16 protein-coding genes are annotated in these 18106 nt (G+C 42.0%); 9 read left to right on the top strand and 7 right to left on the bottom strand.

The genetic code is table 11. The features are described 5' to 3' along the window. The first annotated feature begins 2 nt into the window (after positions 1-2). The 6 genes from CD03_RS0105845 (at position 3) to CD03_RS0105865 (ending at position 5887) form a co-directional block, all read left to right on the top strand. Positions 3-2411 (top strand): beta-mannosidase, encoded by a 2409-nt coding sequence (locus CD03_RS0105845; RefSeq protein ID WP_027292829.1) that lies wholly within the window; start codon positions 3-5, stop codon positions 2409-2411. Then, on the top strand, positions 2395-2523 hold the full coding sequence (locus CD03_RS38810) for a hypothetical protein (protein ID WP_255348066.1): 129 nt from the start codon (positions 2395-2397) through the stop codon (positions 2521-2523). The genes CD03_RS0105845 and CD03_RS38810 overlap by 17 nt, the downstream gene beginning before the upstream one ends. A gap of 232 nt (positions 2524-2755) precedes the next feature. Beyond that, positions 2756-3607: a TraX family protein gene (locus CD03_RS0105850; protein ID WP_027292830.1), complete on the top strand. Its 852-nt coding sequence runs from the start codon at positions 2756-2758 to the stop codon at positions 3605-3607. A gap of 12 nt (positions 3608-3619) precedes the next feature. Continuing rightward, positions 3620-3988 (top strand): BlaI/MecI/CopY family transcriptional regulator, encoded by a 369-nt coding sequence (locus tag CD03_RS0105855; RefSeq protein WP_027292831.1) that lies wholly within the window; start codon positions 3620-3622, stop codon positions 3986-3988. Then, positions 3933-5564, top strand: a complete 1632-nt coding sequence (locus tag CD03_RS0105860) for a M56 family metallopeptidase (protein ID WP_197041632.1) — start codon at positions 3933-3935, stop codon at positions 5562-5564. Before CD03_RS0105855 ends, CD03_RS0105860 begins: the two co-directional genes overlap by 56 nt. 113 nt (positions 5565-5677) lie before the next feature. Beyond that, positions 5678-5887 carry a hypothetical protein gene (locus CD03_RS0105865; protein WP_027292833.1) on the top strand — a complete coding sequence of 70 codons (210 nt, stop codon included), beginning with the start codon at positions 5678-5680 and terminating at the stop codon, positions 5885-5887. Positions 5888-6117: 230 nt separating this feature from the next. Here CD03_RS0105865 and CD03_RS0105870 read toward each other — a convergent pair whose 3' ends face one another. Further along, a complete protein-coding gene (locus tag CD03_RS0105870) occupies positions 6118-7221 on the bottom strand; it encodes a uroporphyrinogen decarboxylase family protein (RefSeq protein WP_027292834.1) in 1104 nt (367 codons plus the stop codon). 125 nt (positions 7222-7346) lie between these two features. Between CD03_RS0105870 and CD03_RS0105875 the strand changes: the two genes are divergently transcribed. Then, complete coding sequence (locus CD03_RS0105875) at positions 7347-8150, top strand: helix-turn-helix domain-containing protein (protein ID WP_027292835.1); 804 nt, start codon at positions 7347-7349, stop codon at positions 8148-8150. 65 nt (positions 8151-8215) lie between these two features. On the opposite strand, the gene CD03_RS0105880 is transcribed toward CD03_RS0105875, so the two are convergent. From CD03_RS0105880 to CD03_RS0105905, 6 genes are all read right to left on the bottom strand, one after another. After that, positions 8216-8818 carry a response regulator transcription factor gene (locus CD03_RS0105880; RefSeq protein ID WP_027292836.1) on the bottom strand — a complete coding sequence of 201 codons (603 nt, stop codon included), beginning with the start codon at positions 8816-8818 and terminating at the stop codon, positions 8216-8218. Next, positions 8796-10361, bottom strand: a complete 1566-nt coding sequence (locus CD03_RS0105885; protein ID WP_027292837.1) for a hypothetical protein — start codon at positions 10359-10361, stop codon at positions 8796-8798. The genes CD03_RS0105880 and CD03_RS0105885 overlap by 23 nt, the downstream gene beginning before the upstream one ends. 70 nt (positions 10362-10431) lie before the next feature. Next, complete coding sequence (locus CD03_RS32590) at positions 10432-12540, bottom strand: FtsX-like permease family protein (protein WP_044288934.1); 2109 nt, start codon at positions 12538-12540, stop codon at positions 10432-10434. Positions 12541-12552: 12 nt separating this feature from the next. Then, positions 12553-13299: an ABC transporter ATP-binding protein gene (locus tag CD03_RS0105895; protein WP_027292838.1), complete on the bottom strand. Its 747-nt coding sequence runs from the start codon at positions 13297-13299 to the stop codon at positions 12553-12555. Between the two features lie 184 nt (positions 13300-13483). Further along, complete coding sequence (locus CD03_RS0105900) at positions 13484-14662, bottom strand: Gfo/Idh/MocA family protein (protein WP_027292839.1); 1179 nt, start codon at positions 14660-14662, stop codon at positions 13484-13486. A gap of 12 nt (positions 14663-14674) precedes the next feature. Further along, entirely contained in the window at positions 14675-15589 is a 915-nt protein-coding gene (locus CD03_RS0105905; protein ID WP_027292840.1) for a sugar phosphate isomerase/epimerase family protein, read from the bottom strand. A gap of 408 nt (positions 15590-15997) precedes the next feature. On the opposite strand from CD03_RS0105905, the gene CD03_RS0105910 reads away from it, so the two are divergent. Both CD03_RS0105910 and CD03_RS0105915 read left to right on the top strand, forming a co-directional pair. After that, positions 15998-16813 (top strand): sugar phosphate isomerase/epimerase family protein, encoded by an 816-nt coding sequence (locus tag CD03_RS0105910; RefSeq protein WP_027292841.1) that lies wholly within the window; start codon positions 15998-16000, stop codon positions 16811-16813. 29 nt (positions 16814-16842) lie between these two features. Then, entirely contained in the window at positions 16843-18003 is a 1161-nt protein-coding gene (locus tag CD03_RS0105915) for a substrate-binding domain-containing protein (RefSeq protein ID WP_027292842.1), read from the top strand. The last annotated feature ends 103 nt before the right edge of the window (positions 18004-18106 follow it).

An 18106-nucleotide genomic window follows, 5' to 3' on the forward strand; every position in this document is an offset into this window, starting at 1 on the left:
AAATGATAGAATTAAATTTAAATGGAACCTGGGAAATGAGAGCCAGGGGAGAAGAAAGATGGATTCCTGCAGTGGTACCCGGATCCGTATATGAAGATCTGCTGCGGGAAGGAGAGATACAGGATCCCTTTTACCGGGATCATGAAGCGGGAGCCAAAGCAGTTTCCGAAAAAGATTACGATTACAGGCGCAGGTTTCTGGTGAGTCCTGAATTGTTAAGCATGGACAGTATCCAGCTGGAATGTCAGGGGATTGATACCATTGCAGACATTCATATCAATGGAATATTGGTGCGGCATTGTGAAAATATGCATATGGTGCTGGAAGCAGAGGTAAAAGCAGCGTTAAGAATGGGAGAAAATGAAATTACCGTATCCTTTACCTCACCTTACAGACAAATCGAGAACATAAAAGCAAAACATCCTTATATGGACCTGGACCGTCACCTCTTCCAGGCAAAAATGCAGATGAGAAAAGCAGCCTGTATGTTTGGATGGGACTGGGGACCTGAACTTGCAGATATGGGAATCTGGCGTCCGATTTCCCTCAAAGGATACCGGGCTGGCAGGATTCAGGAACTGCAGATACGACAGAACCACCGGTTTGGAAAAGTAGAATTGGTTTGTGATATAGAATGGGAGACCTTTTTGCCGGATACGAAGTGCGGGATCAGTATTTTATCCCCGGAGGGCGAAGTGCTCTGTGAAGAGGCAGCTGTTGATGGACACCTGACCTGTATGATAGAAAATCCCCGGCTTTGGTGGTGCATTAATTACGGAGAACAGCCGCGCTATATCGTATGTGCAAAGCTGTGGCATGAAAATGAAATCGTTCATATGCTGGAAAAGAAAATAGGACTGCGTACCCTGACAGTGAAACAGGAAAAAGACTGCTTTGGTGAAACATTTCATTTTGTAATCAATGATGTTGAAGTCTTTGCAAAGGGCGCAGACTACATACCGGAAGACAGCCTGTTTGGAAGAATACGGGAAGAAAAATCACGGCAGCTCATTGACAGCTGTATAAAAGCAAACTTTAACATGATTCGAATCTGGGGCGGAGGAGTATACCCCGCAGAAGCATTTCTGGATTATTGCGATCAGACCGGTATAATGGTATGGCAGGATTTTATGTTTGCCAATATCGTTACTATCTGGGAAGGAGATGAACGGGCAAATATGGAGGCAGAGGTAGTTCAGCTTACCAGAAGACTGCGGCATCATCCCTGTATTGCATTGCTTTGCGGAAATAATGAAACGGAGCTGATGGTCTGGGACACGATGGAACAGAAGTATAAAGATATGTATGTACAACAGTTTGAAGTGGATATGAAAGCCCTGGTCTCAAAAGAAGCACCGGATATCTTCTATTGGTCCAGTTCTCCGTCTTCTTCCGGAAGTATGCAGGACGTGGAAAATATGGATATAGGGGATACCCATGACTGGAACGTCTGGCATGGACAGAAACCATTTACGTATTTCCGGACAACTTTTCCCCGCTTTAACTCTGAATTTGGATTGCAGTCCTTTCCCTGCATGAAGACAATCGAAAGCTTTACCTTACCGGAAGACAGAAATATATTTTCTTATGTGATGGAGGGCCATCAGAAGAGTAAAAACGGAAATGAAGTGATAAATGCTTATATTGCACAGTATTTTAAATTTCCAAAAGACTTTGCATCCTTTGTTTATCTGTCACAGATGATTCAGCTGGAGGGCATTCGTTATGGGGTGGAGCACTGGCGGAGAAACCGTAATGACTGCCGCTGCATGGGGGCGTTATTCTGGCAGATCAATGACTGCTGGCCGGTTGCCTCCTGGGCAAGTATCGACTGCTTCGGAAGATGGAAGGCACTGCAATATGGAGCGAAGCGATTCTTTGAGCCGGTACTTGCCTCTGCCTGTGAAGAGGGGACAAAAGTAGAACTCCATCTTACGAATGAGACACTGGTGAAGGTACAGGGAACTTTAAAGTGGCAGCTGCGCCACGTGGAGCGGGGGCTTATCAAAGAAGGGGAGTTTCTGTGTTCGGTAGAAAGGCTGCATTCTGAGTGTATCAAAGTAATAGATTTTCAGGAGGAATTGCAGCAAGAGGAAGATTACCGCAGATATTATGCAGCATATGTCTTTACCATGGAGGAGAAAACAATTGGAAGCGGAACAGTCATCTTTAAGCCTGCAAAACATTTTGATTTCCAAAAGCCAGAGATTCACTGTGAAAAGCTGGACGGAAATACCTACCGGATTACCGCAGGGCAGTTCTGCAAATTTGTAGAAATCAGTTTTCAGGAGGATTTGTTGCTAAGTGACAACTATTTTGATCTGGTTCCGGGTATGGAGAAGATCATCACGACAGATAGACAGACCCGGGAAATACCGGTGATTACCAGTCTGTATGACAGCTATGATTAAGCTGTCCGTTAATATTATGCCTGAATTTGAACACGGATATAATGATTTTTCAGCCATATTTATTCCCATTTTGCAGGCAAGCCTGCAATACTGCCACAATCAAACAGGTTGAAAGAATCGCATAGTGGCATCCTTTCTGTATCGTAATTTTCTTTCACACTTTATTTTCTGAAGATATCTTTCCATTCTATTTCTTATCTTAATCTCAAGCCGTTTAACAGATCGTGACTAAGAACGTATCTGTCAGACGGCTTATCTGGTACAGTACACAGAAATGATATTTTATACTTGAAAAGATTTTCTTGACATTCTTATTAGACAAATGTATAATTCAAATAAGACAATTGTCTAATAAGAAAGAAGGTGTAAATATAAATACAAGAAAAATAAAAATAATTGCGGTACTTGCTATGCTGACCGATCATTTAATCTGTCAGTACTATGGTCCTGATTTTTTCTGTATCAGGGATGTGGTAAGAGGAAACCTGTATGATTTCTTTGGAAGCTTTCCGGCAATAGAGGGAATAGCAATTAGATGTATTCAGGCACTGGCTTATTCAGTGGGAATCATCGGCAGAATGGCGGCAGTCCTGTTTTTCTTTCTGCTGGCAAATGGATTTCAACACACGAAAGATGTAAGAAAATATATCGGAAGGCTCCTGTTTTTCGGTGTGCTTGCTCAAATACCATATACGTTATTTGGTGAAGGCCATCTGATACCAATAACCGAAATGCGGTTTAACATTATGTTCACTATGGCAGTGGCTTTATTCGCTCTCTGGTGCAGCCGGCGCCTAAAATCCAGGCCGGTAATTGCCGCAATGGTGGTTCTGTTCCTTACATGGGTTACAGTAAAACTGGATCTGGAATATTCTTACCAGTGTGTTGCATATGTGTTTTTCTTCTATTACAGCAGGAATTTGAGCAAAGCAAAACGGGGTACTATCGGCGTTCTGCTAGCAGCAGGACTTCAGCTTTGGCGTTTCCAAAGTTTTCTATTTGATTTTGATATCCGGATGGTTACTACAATCGGAATGTACATAGCAGGGCATTGTCTTGCGGTTTTGCTAACTTTAAAGTACAATGGAGAAAAAGGAAAACAATCCAAAGCATTTCAATATTTCTTTTACGGATTTTATCCCGGACATCTTCTGGTGCTGGGATTGATACAGATGATGCTTTATCGAGTTGGTTAGGAGGATACAGACATGAAAAAATTACCGGATGCGGAATTTGAAGTTATGAAACAGGTGTGGGAATGTGAACAGCCGGTCACGGCTCCCATGCTAATGGAAAGAATGGAGGAAAAAGGCTGGAAGGCACAGACGCTGATCAGCCTGTTGATCCGACTGACAGAACGGGGGTTTCTAAGAAGTGAGAAAAGAGGCAGGGAGCGGATATACTGGACCCAGATTCAAAGAGACGAATATCTGGCATTTGAAACCCAGAACTTTGTAGAAACCCATCACAGTAATTCTATCAGCAGCTTGATGGCATCGCTGTATGATGGGGGAAAGCTTGATGACAACAGTATTGGGGAACTGGAGGCATGGCTGGCCGATTTGGAAAAGAGGTGAAACTTACCGGATGTTTGATTTATTAATTTCTCTTATCATTTCTTCTGTTTTAATGACTGCAGCAGCGGGGATATTATTAATTGTATTGCGTAATGACCTGCTGCAGTGGGTAGCTCCTTCCGGGCGGGCACTTTTATGGATGGTTTTAATCACCGGATTGTTATTTCCTATGAAGCCTGTTGTATTTACTCCCATGGTGGAAGTAAAAGCGCCGGAATTTTTACAGAGTACATCCGTATTTAAGTCTGCAGAAGCTTTTACGCAGGATCGGGGGGCAGAAAAAGAAAACTATACATCTGGGGGAGTCACAACTCAGACCGGTTCATCTTTGGATTATGGGGTGCTTCTGTTCTGGGGAATCGTTGTGGTCTGGATATCAGGAGTGATGGTGGTGACAGTCCGGGGGCTTGGGAAATGGGTTTCTTTTCGGAACATGCAACGCAGATGGTGCCAGGAAATTAACGATCCATGGATGGATAAATGCCTGGAAGCAGCAGGCAGGCCCCTTGGTATAAAAAAATGCCGGAAGATATACCGTTGTCCTTTTGTGGAAACGGCTTTGCTTACCGGTCTTATTCACCCTGTTATTCTGGTACCGGAGAAAAACTATACCGAATTGGAAACAATTTTGATTTTACGCCATGAACTGGCACATTATATGAGATGGGATCTGTGGGGGAGAACAATTGCGGCTCTGGCATCAGCCTTACATTGGTTCAATCCTGCCGTTCGTTGGATATGCAGGGAATATATGCATCAATGTGAACTTGCATGTGATACACTTGTTTTAAATCAGGCAGATAAAGGACTGCGGTTTCAATATGCGTCGATTCTTATTGGTGCGGCAAGGACACCGGTCAAAAAATATCCCGTGTCGGTAGGTTTTCGCCTATCGGGGAATTTAGTTCATATGAAAGAACGTATCCGTGAGACTACAGAACATCTGCCCAAGAAGAAAGGAATACTGCCAGTCGCTGTTTTATGCAGTCTGGTACTGTGCTCCGGATCTGTTATGGCACTTGCACAGGACAAAGAGGGAGCAGATATTTTTCCGTACCAATCCATATCAGGAGGTATCGCAATCGTCTCTGATATAATGGGTGGTATCCAATCAGAAGCATATCCGGATACAGATTCTGATCCGGTAAAAGTACCCGAGGGTTATAAAGAGGTGAATGCAAATGTGGATGATGAAGGGATAACCTATCGTCTGGTTGCTGCCTTGTATGAGCAGGAAGGTATGGATATCCGCAATGATAAAATGGCAATCCGAATGAATAACGAGGATCTGGCATTGATAGATCCCAATGAGAAAATTCCGGTCAGCCCCATGACAGGAGGGACGCCGCCCTGGCTGGTAAAGGCGTATGTAAATGGCCGGGATGTTTGGGAGCTTATAAAGTACGGGTCAGATATGTCCGAAATAAAACAGAAGATCAGCAATGCTCTGATGGAAGCAGTAGGCGGAGACTATGACAGTAAAGAAGCGTTCAGTAAAGCAGCGAGAGAAAAAATTACCCAGAAGATAGGAAATTTAGGAGATTTTGTAGAATTAGATATTTTGAACCAAGAATAATAAAAAAGGCAATAAATTTGTATGAGTTTTCAGTAAAAATACTAGACAAAATCCTCATTTGGAACTAATATATTCATATAGAATAAATAAGTGAATTTGAGGAGGATAATACTATGGCAAGAGGACAAAGAAAATCAATTGATGATCAAATCGAAGTATTGGATGGACAGATTGAAAAAGCGCAGGCGAAACTGGATGAACTTTTGAGTAAAAGAGAAGAACTGGAAGGCAAGAAGAGAGAAGAAGCGCTGGGTTATCTCTATGATATGATCCAGGAAAGCGGAAAATCCATCGAAGATATTATGATGATGATTACGGATTAGTACTACATTGCATCTTATAATTAGGTTTGTCTGAGTAAGGGACGCTTTGTAGATAGAGATGGTGCCCGGAAAACTTTAAGTAACGTTTCAAGTAAGGTTAAGCAGTGCTTCATACAGGCACTGCTTTATTTGTGTAAAAAAGTGACACAAGTGACAGAGCCGCAGACTATGAAGAAATTTCTTCTTGAGTCTGAGGCTCTTTCTTTAACCGGTATGGATTAGAAATAGCCTTATTTATAATACCCATAATCATGTGCAGCCTGGTACATGGCAATGATATTCTCTACGGGTGTATTATCCTGGATGGCATGTGTGGGGGCAAAATGATATCCTCTGCATCCCATCATAATATCCAGGGTTTCTTTGCAGACGTTTGTTACATCCTCACAGGACCCATAAGCAAGGGGGCCGGCGGTGGAGATACATCCTCTGAAATTAAGCCTGCCTCCAAAATGTTCCTTTAAATATTGGGGAGACATATTTACGGCTTCGGGCTGCAGGGTATCCACTCCTTTGATTCCGATTTCTACAAAATCTTCATATACCCAGCTTGATGATCCACAGGTATGAATCAGGGAGGGAATGTGGTAGGAGTCAGCCAGGTCCGCAAATTGCCTGTGGATTGGTTTTAATACTTCCCGGTAAAGTTCCAGGCTGATCATAGGGCCGATCTGTGTTCCCAGATCTTCACCCATCCAGAGAAAGTCAATCTGCCCCTTACATGCATGGAGCAGACGGTCTAACATTTTTAACTGAAAATCAGCACGTCGGCGGATCAGTGACATGGCAGCTTCGTCTTGGTCCAGCAGATGGCAGAGGATATCTTCTACGCCCATAATGCGGCCGTTAGAATTAATGATATCCGGCATACCGGCATGTCCTGTGAACAGTGCAAATTGATTACCGTAAGATTTTGCCAGCTCACATGCCGCCTCATAATCAAAACAATCCGGATCCGGTACCGGAAAATTCTCAAAAGCTTCATCACAGGCATCTTTTAATGGAAAATCACAGAAATCCCAATATCCGCCGGTGTCATGTTCCACCCAGCGCATGATGCTGCCTTCCAGTTGGTCGACCCTTCTGTTGTCTGGGACAGAGAATAATTCGGGTCCGGTATAGGGTGCCTGGATGGGACGGTAGTCTACACCTAATATCTGGAGAAGGGTTTCGTCATCGCATCCGTCAATGCCCAGAGCCTTTTTTAATCTTTCATGAACTGCAGGGTTTGCATCGTATCCGATGGTAACCCGGTCTGTTTTTTCATATTGAAAAGTGCGTTTTACTCTTTCCTTAGCGGTCATGGATTCTTTTCCTTTTTGAATTTTATACATAAGCACACTCCTTTGTATTTCTTTTTATGAAATTATGATATAATAGAATCGAATCAGTTACAATGCAGTAAAAGACCAAAAAATAAAAGAAATGACTCATATATATAAAACATGGGAGGTTAGAAATGAAGCTGAAAATGAATGTAATTAATCTATATCAGTGTGACAGCGGGTTTGAAACATCACGCAGGGTATTTGATTACCATTATATGCTCTATGTTCACAGAGGAAAAGGGCGGTATGTCATAGGAAATAAAACCTGTCCTGCAATTATGGGGGACTTATTTTATGTGCCCCCGGGTGTGGGAAATACAATTTTAGCGGATGTGGAAGATCCCTTTTTATTATCCGGTATCGAATTTGTATTGCAGGATCAATCGCCGGAAAACAGAATGGCACTGGCAGGACTTTGTCATAAGACGAATATTCTGAAAAATAGTTTTTTAGTGGAAACGATTCAGCAAATGGTAAAGGAGTATCACATCGGGCGTATGTATTCCAGCCAGATTTGCAGCAGCCTGTTAGGATCTCTGGTTATGAAACTGCTTCAGTCACAGGTTATGGGAGGTCAGGAGCAGGATCAGATGAAGGGCCAGATCCTGGATTATATTGTGGAACATATGCAGGAGGGTATCACTCATCAGGAATTATCTGCTGTTTTCGCCTGCCATAAAAGCACGATTAACCGGATATTAACTGCCTCCACCGGAATGAGCCTTAAAAATTATCTGATTGATCTGCGCCTGAAAAAGGCCGGGGAACTGTTAAAATACAGTAATAAATCCATGAGTGAAATTGCAGAGCTCTGCGGGTACCAGAGCAGTATATTTTTCTCGCGGCAGTTTAAACAGAAAATGGGGGTAACCCCTTTGCATTTTCGCAATTGCAGCGGTAATACGCCTGTGGGAATAATAACAGATACCAAATAAAAAGCAGTAATAATTGAGAAAGCGTCAGAGATCGGGCAAATCCCAATATCTGACGCTTTCTGGTTTCAAACAGGAGGAATATATCCGTGCTGCAGCCCCTTTGCAATTGCCTCCACAGAAGAGGAGACCTGTAATTTATCAAATATATGCTGCAAATGATTGGAAACGGTACGTTCACTTATAAAAAGATGGTATGCTATCTCTTTTCGTTTCAAGCCTTCTGCCATCAGTTGAAGCACCTCTTTTTCGCTGTCGGTCAATTCCTCGATATAAGAATCTGTATTTGGAAAATAAGTATTTCCCAAAGTAATGATCTGGAGTATACGCAGCAGTTCATCCGGAGAAACCGTTTTGCTGATAAATCCTTTTGCACCTAATTTACGTGCTTCTCTCCGGTAAACAGGCAGATCATACCCGGAGAGCATCACCAGTTTCTGCTGTGGAAATTCTTTTAAAATGCGCCTGGAAAGTGACAGTCCGTCTTCACTGCTGAGATGGTTCAGATTGATATCCATAAGGATGATATCCGGATTCAGCCGTATAATATCATCCCGGATATGTCTGGTATCCCGGATAGATGAAAAGGACTCTATGCCATCCTGGCCTTCTAAGGCGATTTCAAGGCTTTTGGCAAACAGGATATGGTCATCGACTAACAAAACTTTCATAAGAATGTTCTCCTTTCATAGGCATGGTTATATGAACCGATATCCCCCGGGGAGTGTTATCCTGAATCTTCATTTCACCGCACAAGGAAAGTGTCTGTTCCTGAATGGAGGAGATCCCTTTGTGATCGGATGTGGGAGAAAGCAAAATGGTATCTGCGCAGGAAGTGCCGTTGTCACTGACACACAGATGAATAGTTCCTTTGTCCTGGGACAATGTAACCCACATATAGTTTCCTTTGGAATGCTTATATACATTGGTGGCAAGCTCTTTTATAAATCGGTATATGATCAGGTGATAGGGTTCGACTAAAAATAAATCGTCCGGGCATGTAAAGGTGGTGATAATGGTACGGTAAGGAAATGACCTGCCCGTTTCTTCGATCAGGTTCTGATAATTTTCCTTCAAAGTCAATGACTTTACGAGCGCCGGATGATAGTCCTGCATTTGTTTCCGGATATTTCCGTTTAGTTCATCCAGAGTACTTAAAATGAGCTTCTGCACTTTTGGATCACCGGATTTACTCATCAGATTCTTAAGGGATAAGACATCCTGCAGCACCTCATCATGAAGGTAGTTGGAGAAATCAGCTTTTAACTGTTCTTCCCGCCGAATCTGTTCCAGTACTTTATTGTAGGAACCGGGATGGAGAAAGGAAAACTTCTGTATACGGAAATTCTGCTCCAGCATAATATTACACAAAAATACCAGCCAGATGAACAGATTAATGATAAGAAAATATCCCCGGAAGCTGAATTTCAATAAATAGGAAATGAGTATAACGGCTAAAGCAAAAAACAAGAACATAATCCATGCCTGTTTTTTATGAAATACAGATGATAAAGGAGTACTTTTCGACTTTTTAAACGATATGGCATGAATGTTAAAAAAGAACAGAAGTACAATCAGGTAAACACCAAAATTCTCAAGATGCCCCGGCACCTTAGCCGTGAGGATGCAGTATAATGCAAAACTTCCAAAGATCAGGAAAAACGAGGTAAGTATAGATTTACGCTCATTTTTCCAGACAAAACCCATCCGCTTGTGATGCTTGATCAGGATCAGGAAAAAACAAAAAACAGTGATGAGAAATTGAATTCCGAACATAAATGCAAATACCCGGGGAGAGATAAAAAGCCCGATAATGGATCCAATACAGGTAAAAAACATCAGTATTCCGGTAAAACGTTTATATTGATATCCGGTATCCTGAAAAAAGAATACCAGAGTAAATCTGGCTGAAGCGCATAGAATAACAGGACCCAAAGCGGTCAGTGCCACAGCGCCTGCCCGGGAAGGGTCCAGTGTAAACACAATGTACCAGCAATTTAAAGCAAGCAATCCACAGAACAGATTCAGCATCTTGTTATTTTTAAGGTTGCAGGTAACAATATAGGAGATATCAAGCAGTATCAGCGTTGAAATAAGATATGGAACTAAGCTTGTGGACTCGGATAATCGGCCCGGCCCGGTAATGTTTGCGATATATAACATGGTAATCAGGTGATTTGCTAAAAACAGCAATTTGATTTTTCTAGGTTTCATTCTTTATATCTCCATTTTTATATTCAGACACGCTCCAGAGCAGATTAAAACAGTATCAAACGAAACAATTTTAATTAGGACTTTGGGGAGCATGATGCACAGAACTGCTGAAAATAATCTTATAGCACGTTCTTTTGGTGATCATATAGTAAATCAGGTATATGGCGGCAGTCACTCCTACGGAGACTGCAACAGGTAAATATTGAATCAGTGTATCTCCCAATAAATTCTGCATCAATCCCCGCTTATAAACAAGCAGAGCAAATAAACTGTCTGTTAATCCAATTATAAAAGGGATGCTAAAAAAAGTGAACACCTGATTTCTGATTATTATCTTAATTTTTTTGCTGCTGTAGCCCATTTTCTTTAAAATATCCAAGTCTTCTCTGGAATCAGTTATGGCTGAGACGTTATTAAAGTACAAAATGCTTCCTGTAGCGATGAAAAATAAAACCACCAGAAATCCGATCAGAAGAAAAGTTGAGCTGTTCAGGGTAAGTAATTCTTGAATCCGATGGGAATTACCCTGAAGATAAGGGCTGTTATCTGTGATTTTTTCCATGGCTGTATAGATAGACTCATTATTTTTTAATCCCGGACCATTTAGGCTTAACACAGTAGTCCTGGGATATGTCATCTTAACAAGCCGGTTATAAGCTTCATCGCTGATAATCAAAGTGCCGATACTGTTGGCAAAAGAAATGGGATTGGCCAGGGTAGTACTTTTCACTTTCAGATTCAGGGGGCCTTTATCGGTGAGCAGCGGATATACGCAGCCGGTTTCATCGGAACCATCTGCATTGGGTTCGTATTTCACCAGGATGCACTGGGTTTCTGTAAGAGGAAGTAAACCTTCCAGAGAATCAGATCTGCCCTGGGCAGTCATTAACTGCTCATAAGAGGATGCAGAAATACATTCAAATCCGGGCACTCTTGTGAGTTTTTCGTTATTTGCATCTCCTTTTGCACTGCCAATCTGATATTCTATGGGAAGTACGCTGGCGTCGGAGGTTACTTTTATAATGTCTGTAAGTGTATGTGTAACGCCGGAAGAATCCATATTGTCCAGAAGGGAGTGATTTGATTCAAGGGAGTAATTTGTCGCAAGGGTCTGATTTGATTCAAGGGACTGACTTTCCGCAAGGATGTGTTTGACTGCCGGGATCTGCTCCGTATTTTCCACCCGGAATTCAATCTCGGAAGGTGCAATGCGGGAAACAGCTGCAATGGGATAGTATAATGTAAGTGCCATCACTCCCGTAATAGTCAGGGTAGCGGCGGAAAAAAGAGTCAGCATTATGATGGTTCTGGCATTGCTTCGAATACGGTAAATAAAATTCGGGATAGTAATAATGCGCACTTCCGTATAAAAGCGTTTGCTGCGCCTGGTAAGAGACATAAAGCAGGGCAGGAAAGAATTGATAAAAAATATGGTTCCGAATGTTACAAGCAAGAGGGTCAGCATACCGATTGGAGTGAATCCGGCAGTAATCCACAGGGAATCTTTTCCCTGTAAAATATTTAATGCTAAAAAGTATCCGGATAAAATCATCAAAAGTCCCAAAATGGAAGGAACGATCCGGGTTTTCATATTCTTTTCTGCATGTTTCTCCAGGCGTATCAGGTTCAAAAGTGAAGTCTGCCGGATTACTTTTCCATTTGAAAGAAACATTGCAGAAATAACGGCGAGGACAAATATAGCTGTCTGGACTATAGCCCCAGGGTTAAAAAGTATCATTTTTTCATCTGATAAAGACAGATTCAAAAGTGCAGTAATAAAGGCAACGACACCTTTGTGCAAGAATCCGCCGGCCAGAACGCCGATGATCAGTGAAGCCGTACAAATAAAAAAGTTCTCCAGGGCTAACAGGCGCATGATAGCTGATTTTCGGTATCCCAGCAATGCATAGATGCCAAGCTCTCTGGTCCTTCGACGCAGAAAAAATCCATTAGAGTAAGTCATGTAGAAGACAACAAATGCCATAAGAAAAACAGAAACCGTACGGCACATCATTTCCACTCTTCCATCAGAAGAGATTTTTTCCAGCATTACGTCATTCATAGAAAAAGAGGTAAAAGCAAAAAAGATCGTTATTACTAAAGATGCTGATATCAGATATAGTGTGTAAAAGGAAAAGTTCTTTTTCAGATTTTTTATAGCTATCAAAATAATATTCATAAGGTTCTCCTGTCATGCATGATTTATCCGGGTGGTTTCTTCCATGATGGTTCCATAGAAGTCATTTCGGCTGATGCCATGATTCCAAAGTGTTTTCAGTATGCAGCCATCTTTAAAAAAGAGGATTCGTTTTGCATAACTTGCAGCAAATGCATCGTGGGTTACCATTAAGATCGTGGTTCCCAGATCTTTGTTTGCTTCGTACAGAGTATCCAGAAGCTCTGCTGCGGAACCGGAGTCTAAGGCACCGGTGGGTTCATCGGCAAATAATATGCTTGGATTTTTAATAACAGCCCTGGCGGCTGCGGCACGCTGTCTCTGCCCGCCAGAAAGCTCACCTGGATATTTGTCAAGCTGGGAAGCAATGCCAAACCGTTTGGCAAGCCTGAGGACATTGCTTTCGATTTCCCCAGGGGACATTTTCTTCAGGGTCAGCGGAACTGCTATATTTTCCCTGATCGTGAGACTGTCCAATAAAAAGTATTCCTGAAAAATAAAGCCTAAATGATCCCGGCGGAAATCAGCGGATTTCCGGTCTGATAAACTGTTTAAAAGAATACCATTGATGATGATCTCTCCGCTTGTAGGAGTGTCTATTGTGGATAATACGTTTAATAAAGTGGTTTTTCCAGATCCTGACGCTCCCATAATACCGATAAATTCTCCGGATTCAGCCTGGAATGAAATATGGTCCAGCCCCGGACGTTGGTTTTTCTGGTATATCTTCGTAACTTCATTTGCAGATAACAAAATACTCATAATAAAATCTCCTTTTAGAATTGGTATATGAGACAGTATAGAAAAGGGAGAGGAGGATTGCATGAGTAATTTGCGCAGGGTTATGAAAATATAATGCAGATGAGACCGTATGAAGCGCGGGTGTCTTTAACTGAAATATAAGAATTAAGCCAGGGTACTGCTTAAAAAACAGTACCCTGGCTATTTAATTTTCCGCTACCTCTTTTACCTTCGTCCATAGCCTTGTCTTAGCTGATTCTAATATGGCGTCTGAGATCAGCTCAATGGCGTAGCCATCCCGGAAATTAGGGCTGACTTCCTGGTCCTGCATGATGGCTTTGCAAAAATCATAACATTCTATAATTTTTGTTTCCGTATAACCAATGCCAAGTGCCGGAATTGGCCACAATCCTTCGCCATAGGGATGGCAGGGGCCCGTGTAAACAGTGCGGAAACCACGTCTGTCATCCCCGTCCTTAGCAAAGCATACCTGAAGTTCGTCTCTCCGTTCATAATTAAAGCAGATAGATCCTTCAGAGCCGTGTATTTCAAATGTAATATAATTATTCCTACCCCAGGCATTTCTGGTGGCTTCGATCGTACCAAATGCACCATTGGCACACTCAGCCATAAAACAGCATTGGTCATCTACATCTACTGACTGACGGATGCTGTCTGCACCTCCTTTTGTATTGCCGAGGCTGTCAGACATACCGGATTGTACCGGTCGTTCAGGAATGTAGGTAGCAGTCCTGGCATTCACACTGGTAAATTCTCCAACGAGATACCGGAGCATATCTACAACATGGGTTCCGATATCACCTAAGGTACCGCTGCCACAGATGTCTTTTTGAAAGCGCCAGGAAAGAGGTGAATCCGGATCAGCTGACCAGTCCTGCAGGTAGGTGCCACGGAAATCTAAAATTTTACCAATTGCTCCTTCTTCAATATATTTTTTAGCCAGCTGTACCGCAGGAGTTCTTCGATAATTAAATGCGACCATGGTTTTTACGTGATTATTTTTCGCTGCAAGATACATTTCTTTAGCCTGGCTGGTGGTCAGTGACAGGGGTTTTTCACAGAGAATATGTTTTCCGGATCGGGCAGCAGCGATTGCGATTTCAGCATGCACATTGTTGGGTGTGCAGATATCCACCACATCAATATCCGGGTCATTGATGATATCGTGCCAGTCAGTAGTATAGGATGCAAATGCAAATTTTTCTGCTGCGTCACGGGCAGCAGCTTCATTGATGTCTGCTATCGTTTTTTTGAAAGGGATAGCAGGTGCAGGCCAGAAGAACATAGGCATTCCGGCATAAGCTACAGAGTGGGCTTTTGCCATAAAGCCTGCTCCGATTAATCCGATATTTAAAGTTTTCATAGATCGTCCTCCTTAAATGATGAACTGACGCATATAGCGGTAACTAAGTTTCAGGGAATCGATGATTTTTTCCTTTGATCCTTCAAATGCTTTGTCTTCAATTTCGATGCAGGAACAGCCGTCATATCCTATGTCGGTCAGAGCAGATACATATTTACCCCAGTCCACATCCCCAAGCCCGGGAAGCTTTGGTGACATATATTCAAGAGGGTATGCCATAATACCTGTATCCTTTAATTTCTCCGGATAGATTTTAATGTCTTTATAATGTACATGAAAAATTTTCTCCCGGAATTCATAAAGCGGTCTCAGATAATCAATACCCTGCCAGATAAAGTGTGAGGGATCGTAATTAAGTCCAAAATGTCTGCTGGGTATCAGAGAAAATACTTTCCGCCAGATTGCAGGAGTAGTCATGAGATTCTGTCCGCCCGGCCATTCATCAGGACCAAAAAGCATGGGGCAGTTCTCAATTGCTATTTTCACGTCGTGTTTTTCAGCCAGCTCTATAATTGGCTTCCAAACCTTCTGAAATTCAGTAAGATTTTCTTCTATAGTCTTTGTCTGCATTCTTCCGATAAAAGTTGTAATCATAGGTACGCCGAGTCTGGGTGCGGCACAAATCATATTTTTTAAATGTTTAATATAGCAGTTTCTTTTTTCTGGATTTTCCGTAAGCATATTGGGATAATAAGCCAGGGCGGAGATTTCTATGTTTTTTTCGGTACAGTAAGCTTTGATTTCCTGGATTTTTCTTTCGTTCAGATTTTCGATATCAATATGGGTTACGCCGGCGTAGCGCCTGGATGCTTTTTCCACAGGCCAGCAGGCAACTTCCAGGCATTCATAACCAATGGAAACAGCAGTGTCTACCACTTCTTTAAAATCTTCCTGATCTAATATAGCAGTTACAAATCCTAATTTCATAGCAGTAATCCTTTCTTTTAAATGGGAGTATTCATTGAGATTCCACGAAGAGAATCTTGTGATCAGTGACCATACAAAAAAAATATTTGCGCAAATTTTACTACAAATCCATCATAAACCGAAATACCTCTCTTTGTCAATGATAAAAACCAGTTAATCATAGAAAAAATAGATGGTTCAGAAAAATAAGAGAAAAGGAATAACAGGGGAGATAATAAAAATACACAAAAATAAAGGTGGGATCCCCCTATTTTCGATACTTTATTTGAGGAAAATATACAAAGTGATGATTTAGCAAGAGAAAAAAGAGAAATAATATTGACAATGCACAAAAGATAAGTTAATATAAAACCACAAAACAAATTTGCGCAAATAAATAAAAATTTAGCGAAAAAGGAGAGGTTTATTATGAAACTAGGATACATGACAAATGCTTTTGGTCCATTGACAGGTGATGGAGGCGGCGTTACCAGCATGAAAGATGTAGGTTACGTGACAATGTGTGATGATGAAGATGCGATTTCTAAAATTGCAGCCAGAGGATACCAATACATAGAAATATTTGAGGGCAATATACGCGCTTACAAAGATAATCCCGGTAAGTTCCTGGATATCTGCAGGAAATATGGTGTATCTGTTTTAGGCGTGTACGCAGGATGCCATTTTATTTATGAGGACGCGCTGGAAGACGAATTGTATAAATTAAAAGAGGTAACTTCCATTGCTAGTCAGCTGGGAGCCAGGCATATCGTACTGGGAGGCGGATCTATACACGGTTCGGGCATCAAGGAAGAAGATTATCCCAGATTGGCAAAAGGGATTGATCAGGCTGCTGAAATTATTTCAGAATACGGTTTAATCCCCAGCTATCATCCGCATTTGGGCTCACTGGCGGAAAAACCGGATCAGATCCATAAATTATTTTCCTTAACGGATATTTCTTTCTGCCCGGATATTGCGCACTTGGCAGCAGGCGGGTCTGATGCCCTTCAAATGATAAAGCAGTATTATGACAGAATTAAATATGTACATCTTAAAGATTTGAATTCAGCCGGTGAGTTTGTACCATTAGGAAAAGGACGCATCAATCTGGAAGAAATTATTTCCTATTTAAAGGATAAGGGGTATGAGGGCGACTGGCTCGTAGAGATTGACGGGTATTCCGGAGATCCCTGTGAAGCTTGTGAAACATCTTATGAATATTTAAAAGGAAAGCTACTGTAATCACAGAAAGTACGAGGTAGAAAGATAAGATGAAGAAGAAAATATTAAGTGTATTATTATCCGCAGTTATGGTTTGTTCTTTGGCAGCCTGCAGCACCACAACCGATACAGTGACAACAACAGAGGGAAATAAGGAAACAGCCGCAGGATCTTCTATACAGTCAGAGGATAATAAAACGGCCGCAGCCGGAGAAATCCTTTCCACGGGCCCTAACGGAGAGAGTGCTACTCCAGCCAGCGAATTGACGCTGACGGAGGAAGAAATTGCAAAAGTGAAGGAAGGCAAATATACAGCTGCCATTTCTTTTCACTATGGTGGAAATGACTGGTCTACTTCACAGCTTAAAGGTTTGACGGAGCGGTTTGCAGAGCTTGGTATTGAAATCGTTGCTACAACAGATGCTAATTTCTCCGCAGAACAACAGGTGGCTGATATTGAAACCATTATGGCAAAAAGCCCGGATGTTCTCGTAAGTATTCCAACAGATGCCACAGCGACTGCGGATGCTTTCCAGCGTGTTGCCGATGCCGGTACGAAACTGGTATTTATGGATAATGTGCCGAAAGGTTTTAAGGCAGGGGAAAATTATGTGGGAAGTGTTTCGGCAGATAACTACGGAAATGGAGTAATAGCAGCAGATTTAATCGGAGAGGCATTAAATGGCGAAGGAAAAATTGGTGTTGTCTATTATGATGTGGATTTTTTTGTGACAAATCAGAGGCTGGAAGCATTTGAGAAAACCATGAAAGAAAAATATCCCAATATAGAGATTGTATCCAAAATGGGATTCCAGGATGAAAATGGCTGTGATGCGGTAGCGGATGCCATGCTGACACAGAATCCGGATATACAGGCTATTTTTGCTCATTGGGATATCCCTTGTGAAGGTGTGCTGTCGGCATTGCGTGCAGCAGGCAGGGATGATATTCTCCTGGCTACCATTGATCTGGGAAATAATGTGGCAAAAGAGATAGCAGCAGGCAAAATTTTAGGTCTTGGTGCACAGCTTCCATATGATCAGGGTGTGGCGGAAGCTAATATGGCGGCTTATGCATTACTGGGTAAAGAAGTGCCTGCTTATGTGGCGGTTCCGGCAAAAAGAGTAGATCATTCTAATATACTTCAGGCATATGAAGATGTATATCATGTACCTGCACCGGATTTTTTAAAGGATGCATACAAGGAATAGTCATTTCGGCGGCTATAGCGGGAATGAATTTTTAAATATGCTATAAGCCGCTTTGACAGAAACAGTTAATTTTCACAGGACGCATGAAAGGTGCCTGTGATAT

The sequence above is a fragment of the Robinsoniella sp. KNHs210 genome, assembly GCF_000686105.1.
GTDB lineage: Bacteria > Bacillota > Clostridia > Lachnospirales > Lachnospiraceae > Robinsoniella > Robinsoniella peoriensis.